6 protein-coding genes and 1 pseudogene are annotated in these 10,304 nt (G+C 39.3%); 6 read left to right on the forward strand and 1 reads right to left on the reverse strand.

The genetic code is table 11. The features are described 5' to 3' along the window. Positions 1-542: pseudogene (locus FTV09_RS15775) on the reverse strand (IS5-like element IS17 family transposase); the annotation flags it as partial. 215 nt (positions 543-757) lie between these two features. On the opposite strand from FTV09_RS15775, the gene FTV09_RS15780 reads away from it, so the two are divergent. Genes FTV09_RS15780 through FTV09_RS15805 form a run of 6 tightly spaced genes read left to right on the forward strand, consistent with a single transcriptional unit; the run spans position 758 to position 10,222 of the window. Further along, positions 758-2,479, forward strand: a complete 1,722-nt coding sequence (locus FTV09_RS15780) for an ABC transporter substrate-binding protein (RefSeq protein WP_180058851.1) — start codon at positions 758-760, stop codon at positions 2,477-2,479. An 18-nt stretch (positions 2,480-2,497) separates the two neighbouring features. Further along, positions 2,498-4,309, forward strand: coding sequence for an ABC transporter substrate-binding protein (locus tag FTV09_RS15785; RefSeq protein ID WP_180058847.1), 1,812 nt, complete (start codon positions 2,498-2,500; stop codon positions 4,307-4,309). Positions 4,310-4,332: 23 nt separating this feature from the next. Then, the gene (locus tag FTV09_RS15790; RefSeq protein ID WP_180058848.1) at positions 4,333-6,348 is read left to right on the forward strand and encodes a M3 family metallopeptidase; all 2,016 of its coding nucleotides are present in this window, start codon (positions 4,333-4,335) and stop codon (positions 6,346-6,348) included. An 11-nt stretch (positions 6,349-6,359) separates the two neighbouring features. Continuing rightward, positions 6,360-7,298 carry an ABC transporter permease gene (locus FTV09_RS15795; RefSeq protein ID WP_067766101.1) on the forward strand — a complete coding sequence of 313 codons (939 nt, stop codon included), beginning with the start codon at positions 6,360-6,362 and terminating at the stop codon, positions 7,296-7,298. 7 nt (positions 7,299-7,305) lie between these two features. Next, positions 7,306-8,442, forward strand: coding sequence for an ABC transporter permease (locus FTV09_RS15800; RefSeq protein WP_180058849.1), 1,137 nt, complete (start codon positions 7,306-7,308; stop codon positions 8,440-8,442). Positions 8,443-8,452: 10 nt separating this feature from the next. Further along, a complete protein-coding gene (locus FTV09_RS15805) occupies positions 8,453-10,222 on the forward strand; it encodes an ABC transporter ATP-binding protein (RefSeq protein ID WP_180058850.1) in 1,770 nt (589 codons plus the stop codon). Positions 10,223-10,304: the final 82 nt, after the last annotated feature.

The following is a 10,304-nucleotide window of genomic DNA, read 5'->3' on the forward strand; positions in this document are numbered from 1 at the left end:
TTAAGTAAATCACCAAGCACCTGTGAATCACTGACATTATTGGTTGTGAGCTGAATAGCGCGTATTTGTAGGGTTTTGGCATCTATACCAATATGTAGTTTACGCCATTGGCGACGATATTCAGCTCCATGTTTCTTGCGTTTCCATTCGCCCTCACCTAGAAACTTCATGCCTGTAGAGTCTACGAGTAGATGCAGCCCATCGCTACTTTTTTGGTAGCTGATTGCAATATCAATATGCTTTTGTCTTCTACAAAACGTACTGTAATCTGGTGCGGTCCAATTTAATCCGCAAAGTTTAATCAGACTTTGCACAAAGCCAGTAACCATACGTAAAGACAGACGGAATAAGGATTTAATCATTAAGCAGCATTGGATAGCTGCGTCGGAGTAGGTTTGATTTCGCCCTTGTTTGCCTTTTGATGGCGCATACCATTGCGTAGCAGGATCAAACCAAAGGGCAATATTTCCGCGACTCATGAGTGCTCGGTTATATGCGGGCCAATGGGTTGTGCGGTAGATTTTGTGTGTAGGCTTCTTCATTTGAAAATTATATCGCTGAAAAAGCCTTTACAGATAGATTTGTGCAACAAAGCCGTTTAAAACTTAATTTAAACTGGGTAGATTTATTTTAGTAAAGGTGGCTTTGTTTAAAGTCAGCTTACGGCTTTGTATTATTAAAAAATCATCGGAAAGGAAAAGGTTTGGAAACTAGAAAATTTAAAATAGAGATCCTTGCATTATTAATTTCAACAGGGATGATTGGGGAGGTTAATGCTTCTGCACAATCAAACAAAGTTTTAAATGTTGCTTTCGAAGCTCCAGATGATGGCTTTGATATGGTTAAAACGTATAATTACTACAGCGGTAATATCGCTGAGGCGATTTTTGAGCCTTTACTTAAATATGACTATCTTGCTAGACCTGTGGTTCTTGTGCCAAATACCATTGAGGCTATGCCAAAAATTGAGCAGGAAGGTAAGGTCTATACCTTTAAAATTAAGCGTGGCATATACTTTTCTAATGATGCGGCATTCAAAGGTAGGAAACGCGAGCTAGTTGCACAAGACTATATTTATTCAATTCAACGTATACTTGATCCAGCTAATCGATCACCGACTTACTCATTCATTGATGGCAAAATTTTAGGTGGTGATGAAGCTGTTGCTAATGCCAAAAAAACTGGAAAGTTTAACTATGATGCTCAGATCGCTGGGCTTAAAGCGATAGATCCATATACTTTACAAATAAAACTCACACGACCTGATTATAATTTTCAATATATCTTAGCTTATGTCACTTTTGGTGCGACAGCGAAAGAAGTCGTTGCATTTTATGGCAATAAAATTGCGCAGCATCCTGTAGGTACTGGGCCTTATCAAATCAGTAAATATGTACCACGTAGCAAAATTGAGCTGATTGCCAATCCAAATTATCGTGGTTTTGTTTGGAATTTTAAGTCCACCGGTACTGCATGGGATAACCAATTAGTCAAAGAAATGTCAGGCAAAAAAATGCCACAAATTGGTAAAGTTTCGGTCAGTATCATTGAGGAAGAGCAATCGCGTTGGTTGGCGTTTAAAACTGGCCAACTAAATTTTGATAAATTGACATCAAATGCAGTACCTCAGGCTTTAGATGGAAATAAGCTTAAACCTGATATGCAAAAGCAGGGAATCAAGCTTTATCCAAACAAAGACGCAGAAATCACCTATACCATGTTCAATATGCAAGATCCTATTGTAGGTGGGACAAGTTTGGAAAAAATTGCTTTGCGTCGTGCAATTAGCATGTCATATAACCAAGCAGAATCTATTAAACAGTTATACCAAGGGCAAGCAGTTAAAGCTGAAATGTTCTTACCTGAAGGGGTCAGTGGATTTAATCCAAATTATAAGAGCAGTATTGGATATAACCCATTGTTAGCTAATAAGTTACTGGATCGTTTTGGTTACAAGAAGGCCGCAGATGGATACCGAAATTTGCCAAATGGCAAGCCTTTAACCCTCAAAATTAATACTGAAAATAGCTCAAAGTCTGTAATCCAGTCTGAGTTGTGGAAAAAGAATTTAGATGCGATAGGGATTCGAGTTGAATTTAAAGTAAGTAATTTTGCAGATAATTTAAAAGAAGCGATGCAGTGTAAATATATGATGTGGGGCGGTGCTTGGATTGCAGATTATCCTGAGGGTGAGAATTTCGCCCAATTGTTATATGGGCCGAACTCAGGGCAAGGTAATTTAAGTTGTTATGAATCTAAGGCTTATGATGCCTTATATAAGCAAGCGACAGCATTACAGCCAAAGCAGAGAACACCTCTTTATGAAAGGATGAATCGACAAATTGAAGCAGATAATCCTTGGATTATTCATTCAACCCGTTTACGCAATTGGCTTATTCATGCTGAAGTACAAGGCTATAAAACACATCCTATGATGAATACGAGCTGGCAATATCTAGATATTCAGCCAACTAAATAATAATTTTTCGGGATAAAAATGAAGCAAAATTTGAAACTTAATTTAAAAGCGTTCGGTACGACATTTTTAGTTGGGGGGATGTTGCTTGCAGCGACCAGTTTTACTCAAGCAAAAAATCCTGCTGATCCAAATAAAGTTCTGCGCTATATCTTTCCAGTGGCGGAAACAGGTTTTGACCCAGTAGGCGTACATGACCTGTATTCGGCGCACGTTAATACTTCAATTTTTGAAACTTTATTTACGTATGACTATTTAGCATCGCCTGCAAAATTAGTTCCCAAAACTGCTACAGCTATGCCACAAGTCAGTGCAGATGGCCTGACCTATACCATTCGCTTACAAAAAGGGATCTATTTTGCTGACGATCCAGTTTTTAAGGGTAAAAAACGTGAATTAACAGCCGCAGACTACGCTTACTCATTTAAACGTTTACTAGATCCTAATCTACGTTCTCCAAACAGTTGGTTGTTAGATGGGCGTATTGAGGGGATGGATGCAGTCCTCGAACAAGCAAAAAAAACAGGAAAGTTTAACTATGATGCTCCGGTTTCTGGGCTTCAAACCCCTGATCGTTATACATTGGTTATTCGTTTAAAGGCGCCAGATCAAAATTTTCCAATGTTGTTAGCGCATCAACCTGCATCGGCTATGGCACGTGAAGTTATTGAAAAATATCGAGACAAAGCGGGCTTTGTAATGGGGAGACCAGTTGGAACAGGCCCTTATATTTTAACGCGTTGGACACCCGGCTCACGGATCATTTTAAAAGCGAACCCGAACTATCGTGGTTTTGTTTGGAACTTTAAAGCATCAACTGCACAAGACCAAAAAATTGTCGATGCAATGAAAGGCAAGCAAATGCCTCAAATTGGTGTCGTTGATATACAAGTCATGGAAGAATCCCAGTCTCGATGGTTAACCTTTGCAAAAAACGAGGCAGACCTACTTGTTTTAGATGGTGATTTATCCGTTCAAGCCTTAAAGGATGGGCAGTTGAAGCCTGAGTTAGAGAAGAAAGGCATCCAGATGTCACGAATCTCTGATCCATCCATTGATTACCATTATTGGAATATGCAAAACCCAGTTGTTGGTGGTTTTAGCAAAGAAAAAATTGCCTTACGTCGTGCCATGGCAATGGCCTATTCGGCAGATAATCAAATTAAAGTGTTGATGAATGGTGATGCACAAAAATTACAAGCGCCAATTCCTTTAGGCGTTGCTGGTTTTGATCCACACTATAAGTCGAGCATTCCTTATTCTGTTAAAGCCGCAAATTTATTGTTGGACCGTTATAACTACAAAGTTGGTGCTGATGGATGGCGGACATTGCCGAATGGTAAACCATTGATTATCGAGATGACGCTGTCAGGAAATAGTAGTCGTAGTCAGCAACTTGGTGAGTTTTGGAAGAAAACATTAGATGGTATTAACATCAAAATGACCACAAAATCTATGCCTTTTGCCGAAGCATTAAAAGCCGAAAAACAATGTAAAACGATGTTTAAAGCCTCAGCTTGGATTGCAGATTATCCTGATGCTGACAACTTTATGCAGTTGTTCTATGGCAAAAATATCAACGTGACAAACAATGGTTGTTCAAAAATACCTGAATACGATCGTTTATATGAACAAACACAGCGCATGAAGCCCGGCCCTGAAAGGAATGCTGTTTATCGCAAAATGGCTCGAATTTTAGAAGTATACATGCCTGTACAAATTAACTATGCACGTTACAGAACAGTTTTGTCTCAACCGCGTGTTATTGGCTATAAAAAGCATCCTGTTCTAGCAACAGAATGGATGTACATCGATATTGACCCTAAGAAATAAAATGGAATAAAACTGGAGAAATTATGAAAAGCAACTTTATGCAATTGACCACGCTGAGTGTGTTAATGATGGGTGGTAGTCAGCTCGTTCATGCAGCAGATACAACACGTAGCACTTTGCCAAAATTCCAAGCCAAAGATATTCCTGCTTTATGTGATGCAAATATTAAAAAAATTCAAAATGACTTAAGTGCTTTTGAGCAAAAAGATATTAAGAAAAATGCAAAAGCGGCTCCAGTTCTTGCCGAATGGGATCAAGTCTTTTCAAAATTTGAAGATTTCTATGGACCGATTGGACTTTATAGTAATGTAGACCCTGATGAAGCTTTGCGTAAGGCCGCTGAAGATTGCGAAATTAAAATCAGCGAATTCCAAACATCAGTTTTTCAAAATCCAAAGCTTTATGAGCAAATTAAAAAATTAAAAACAAATGATGAAATTGAAAAAAAATATCGTCAGGATATTTTAGATAGTTTTGAAAATACTGGCGTTCAGTTAACAGCAGAAAAGCGTGCTCGCTTAAAAGCGATTTTTGATGAATTAGCGAAAATTGAACAAGAATATGCGCGTAATGTACGTGATAATGCTGAAAAACTTGAATTTACACCTGCCGAATTAAAGGGTTTACCTGACAGTTATATCTCAGGTTTAAAGAAAAATGAAAAAGGCAATTACTTATTAGGATTTGAGTATCCTGAATACCGTCCTTTTATGGAACTGGCTGAAAGTGATGATGCGCGTAAGCGTTATCAAACAGCATTTACACGCCGTGGTACTGAAAAAAATCTTGGCTTATTAAAACAAGCGATGGATTTACGCTATGAAATTGCACAATTATTCGGTAAGAAAAGCTATGCAGAGTGGGTGTTACAACATCGCATGGCCAAAGACCCTGCAACGGTAAATAAATTCCTTTCTGAAGTACATGCAACGGTTGCTCCACTTGAGAAAAAAGAAGTACAAACCTTACGTGAATTCAAAGCGAAGACTTTAAAAATACCTGTAGAAAAGGCTGAAATTAATCGTTGGAGCGAAGCATATTGGAGTGAAAAGCTTCGCAAAGAAAAGTATGAAGTAGATCAAGAGAAACTTCGTGACTATTTCCCAACACAAGCTTCACAGGAATGGATTTTTGCAATTTCATCTGACTTATATGGTATTGATTTCCAACCGGCGAAAGTCGATGTCTGGCAAGATGAAGTTGAATATTATGATGTAAAAGACAAAAAAACGGGTGAAATGCTAGGTGGGTTGTATATCGATAAATATCCACGCAAAGGCAAATATGGTCATGCTGCAGTTTGGGGTGTTAAAGGTGGCAGTACACTAACCAATCGTAAACCAATTTCTGCATTGGTAACCAACTTTAACCGTAAAGGGTTAAATAGTGATGAGTTGGAAACTTTTGTACATGAATTTGGGCACGCACTGCATGGCATCTTGTCAAATACACGTTTTGCATCTCAATCAGGCACCTCTGTAGAGCGTGATTTTGTTGAAGCACCATCTCAGATGTATGAAGAGTGGGCACGCCGCAAAGAAACATTATCGACATTGGCAAACTACTGTAAACCCGCATGTCCTCGTGTTGATGACGCTTTAATCAGTAAATTAAATGCAGTGCATAGTTATGGTCGTGGTTTGCATTATGCCCGTCAAACTTTATACGCACAGTTTGATATGGCTTTACATTCTACCGATGCTTTAAAAGTTCAACCTTTAGAAGTTTGGAAAAAGATGGAAGGTGCAACTGCTTTAGGATACGTGCCTACGACTGAATTCCCTGGGCAATTTAACCACATTATGGGCGGCTATCAGGTGGGTTACTACGGTTATATGTGGTCTGAGGTGATGGCTCTAGACATGCTTTCTGCATTTGGTGACAACCTCAATAATCCAGAAGTTGGTCAGCGTTATCGCAAGACGATTTTATCCCAAGGTGGCCAATATGAAGCTGAAAAAATCGTACATGACTTCTTAGGTCGTAAACCCGATAACAAAGCTTTCTTTGACGAAATTACAGGTCAACGAGTTAAGTAGGGACGACGCTTATGCTGGCATATATTATTCGACGGATATGGCAGATGATCCCAACAATGTTGGGTGTCGTTCTGCTTATATTCTTCCTATTTAACTGGGTTGGGGGCGATCCTGCATATATTTTGGCAGGTAAAATGTCGAACCCCGAACAAATTGAAAATATCCGTCAACAATTGGGCGTCGATCAACCCTATTACGTGCAATTGTGGATTTTTATTAAGCAAATTTTGACTTTTGACTATGGTTTAAGTTGGAGTACAGGCGAGTCTGTGTCAGATATTATTCTGACCCGATTGGGTCCTTCACTGACGATTCTTATTCCACTTACTATTTTACAAACTATTATTTCAATTGGCTTAGCTTTGGCTGTGGCATCGGTACGAGGCAGTTTGACTGACCGTATGATCATGATGCTTTGCACCATTGGTATGTCCATTAGTATTTTGGTTTATATCATTGTTTTTCAATATGTATTTGCATATCAATTGAGTTGGTTTCCGGTACAGGGTTGGAGCGATAATTTTGGTGAAAACCTCTTCAAGTACGCCTTACTACCAATTTTAATTATGTTGGTCGTGAGTATTGCACCAACCTTACGTTTGTACCGTAGTTTTGTTTTGGATGAAGTAAATCAAGATTATGTACGGACAGCGCGTGCCAAAGGTGTCGGTGAAAGTCGCATCTTGGGTGTACATGTCTTAAGAAATGCCTCAATTCCAATTATCACTGATGTGATGTCTAGTTTGCCTGCATTATTGATTGGTGCTTTTCTTATTGAACGTTTTTTTGGTATTCCTGGAATTGGTCGTGAAGTCATTATTGCGGTAGAGCGTAGTGATTTCCCAGTGATTAAAGCGATCACGGTTTATGTTGCAGCAGCCACCATGATTTTTAACTTACTAGCGGATTTGATTTATAAAATTGTCGATCCTCGCGTTCAGTTGAAGTAGGTGACATATGCTAGGGACTTTAATTAAAAGAAAAGAAGTATCTAAACCTTCATCATCTACGGGCTTGTGGAAATTGGCAATGCGTCGCTTAAAAGCGGATCGAATTGCCATGATTTCACTATTTGTTGTGCTGTGCTATTTCGTTGTTTTGGTTTTGTCGATGACAGGTTTAGTTGCATCGAACTGGAATAAAGAAGTTGCTGAGAGTTACGCACCACCAACATTTATGGGAGCACCGCAAGAAGCTGCAAAAAAAGTTGAAACAACAGCAGCACAGGCATTACCTGAAAACCCTGTAGATCCATTGAAAGATGTGATTGCCGAATTGAATGCTGAAATCGCTGCGGGAAAGGGTGAATCATCAGCAATTGATTATTATGGTGTTGTAGACCCGTTAGCTGAAGATATGAAAGCGATAGATCAGCAACTGGGTGGGCATTTATTAGATCAACAAAGCGAGTTGAAGCAGACGTTACTTTTTGGTGCAGATAAGTGGGGACAAGACGTTCTACAAAAGACCATTAAAGGAGCTGAAACCTCGATTATTGTTGGGGTTGTTGCTGCGTTATTGGCAGTCGTGATTGGGACGATACTTGGTGCAATTTCCGGTTATTTTGGTGGTTGGGTCGACGACATATTGAACTGGTTTTACAACATTTTCACGTCTATTCCATATTTACTGTTGGTGTTGGCTATTGCAGCTGTCCTACAACAGAAGGGCATTATGTCGATTGTGTTGATTTTGGGACTCACTGGATGGACTGGGGTGTATCGTTTAATTCGCGCTGAGTACATGAAACATACTTCGCGTGAATATGTACTTGCCGCGAAGGCTATTGGGGTAAGTCATTTTAGGCGTATCTTTGTGCATATTTTCCCGAACGTTAGTCATATTGCATTAGTACAAATTTCAATTTTGGTTGTGGCATTTATTAAGTCTGAAGTCATTTTAAGCTTCTTGGGTTTTGGTGTTCCTGTAGGCGTAGTGTCTTGGGGGAGTATGCTCAATGAAGCCCAAAGTGAGCTGATTTTAGGTAAGTGGTGGCAATTGATTGCTGCTTCGGTAGCGATGGCTATATTGGTTACCGCTTTTTCAATGTTTACTGATGCATTACGTGATGCATTAGATCCAAAAATAAAATAAGGGGTAGAGGATGACTGAGCAAAATCAATCTGTTAAGCCGACACTCCTGAGTGTAAAAAACCTCAAAGTGAGTTTTAAGGGCGAAAATAAAACCTATATTGAGACTGTAAAAGGAATTTCTTTTGATATTCCTGCCAATACCACAGTAGCGCTCGTTGGCGAGTCAGGTAGTGGTAAATCGGTCACCTCTTTGGCGACAATGGGTCTGTTACCCAAAGAGCAAAGCCGTATTGATGAATCGAGTAAAATTCTGTTTGAGGGAAAAGATTTACTGAGTTTGTCACCACGTGAGATGCGCGCTATCTGTGGTAAGGATATTGCGATGATTTTCCAAGAACCCATGTCTTCATTAAATCCGGTATTTACGGTTGGTGATCAAATTGCAGAGGTTCTACGTTTGCATTTGGGTATGGGACGTAAGCAGGCACGTACTCGAACTTTAGAACTGTTAAAAGAAGTTGGTATTCCTTCACCTGAAACAAAAATTGATGCTTATCCAAGTCAAATGTCGGGAGGACAGCAACAGCGTGTCATGATTGCAATGGCAATTGCATGTGAACCGAAGTTACTCATTGCAGATGAACCAACCACGGCACTTGATGTGACAATTCAAAAACAAATTTTAGATTTACTTGAAACCCTGCAAAAAAAGCGTGAAATGTCGATGCTGTTCATTACACATGATTTGGCGTTAGTAGGTGAAATTGCAGATCAAGTCATTGTAATGCGGCATGGTGAAATTCGTGAACAAGGCACTGTCACGGAAGTGTTAGAAAATCCACAAGATATTTATACTCGTGCCTTACTCAAGTGCCGCCCACAAATGTCAGAACGACCTTTAAAGTTGCCGATGATTAGTGATTTCATGCGTCAAAATGGTGATCAGTTGATAGAAGATGTGCATCTTTCAGATGATACTAAACGCCAACGCAGTCGTGGTTTAACAGGAGATGAGCAGATTATTTTAGATGTTAAAGATCTAAAAAAATCGTTTTATAGTCGTAAAGGTCTGTTTGGTAAAGACGAATTTCAAGCAGTCAAAGGCGTTTCTTTTCAGCTTGCGAAAGGTAAAACTCTAGGTTTGGTTGGTGAGTCTGGTTCAGGAAAAACTACGATTGGCTTATTGTTGATGCGTTTGCAAGAAGCGACAGGTGGACAGGCGTTGTTTGAAGGCAAAGATATTTTGTCGATGAGTGAGAAAGAATTTAATCAGTATCAGCGCAAGATACAAATTATCTTCCAAAATCCATATGCATCATTAAACCCTCGCTTTACCGTGGGCCAAATACTGATGGAGCCGATGTTGGTTCATAACATTGGTAAAGATGATGCTGAACGTGAGCAAATGGCTTTTGATTTACTCGAACGTGTGAGTTTACCAGCACAAGCTTTTTATCGTTATCCGCATGAATTTTCAGGTGGGCAACGTCAGCGGATTGCGATTGCGCGTTGTTTAACTTTAAAACCTGAAATTTTGATTTGTGATGAATCTGTCTCTGCACTTGATGTATCAGTACAGGCGCAAGTTTTGAATTTACTGCAAGATTTACAAGATGAATTTGGCTTAAGTTATATATTTATCTCGCATGATTTATCTGTAGTGAAATATATTTCAGATCAAATTATGGTAATGAATCATGGTGATATTGTTGAAATTGCTAACTCTGATGTCTTGTATCAGAGTCCGCAACATGAATATACCAAGCGTTTGTTAAATGCAATTCCACAGTCGACAGAACGTAAGCGTCCGCTGAACACACCTTATGAATTCATCCTATAAGCCTTAATTTAGTCCCCACTTAAAAACAAGTGGGGACTAAAATTTATGACTACAAATCACCAGACATCCATCGCATCTCTTG

This window comes from Acinetobacter sp. YH12227 (assembly GCF_013417785.1).
Taxonomy (GTDB): Bacteria; Pseudomonadota; Gammaproteobacteria; order Pseudomonadales; family Moraxellaceae; genus Acinetobacter; species Acinetobacter gandensis.

Excerpts from the sequence above, each read along its gene's own strand:
- FTV09_RS15780 (WP_180058851.1), top strand. The coding sequence starts at position 758 with ATGATTGGGGAGGTTAATGCTTCTGCACAATCAAACAAAGTTTTAAAT.
- FTV09_RS15785 (WP_180058847.1), top strand. The coding sequence starts at position 2,498 with ATGAAGCAAAATTTGAAACTTAATTTAAAAGCGTTCGGTACGACATTT.
- FTV09_RS15790 (WP_180058848.1), top strand. The coding sequence starts at position 4,333 with ATGAAAAGCAACTTTATGCAATTGACCACGCTGAGTGTGTTAATGATG.
- FTV09_RS15795 (WP_067766101.1), top strand. The coding sequence starts at position 6,360 with ATGCTGGCATATATTATTCGACGGATATGGCAGATGATCCCAACAATG.
- FTV09_RS15800 (WP_180058849.1), top strand. The coding sequence starts at position 7,306 with ATGCTAGGGACTTTAATTAAAAGAAAAGAAGTATCTAAACCTTCATCA.
- FTV09_RS15805 (WP_180058850.1), top strand. The coding sequence starts at position 8,453 with ATGACTGAGCAAAATCAATCTGTTAAGCCGACACTCCTGAGTGTAAAA.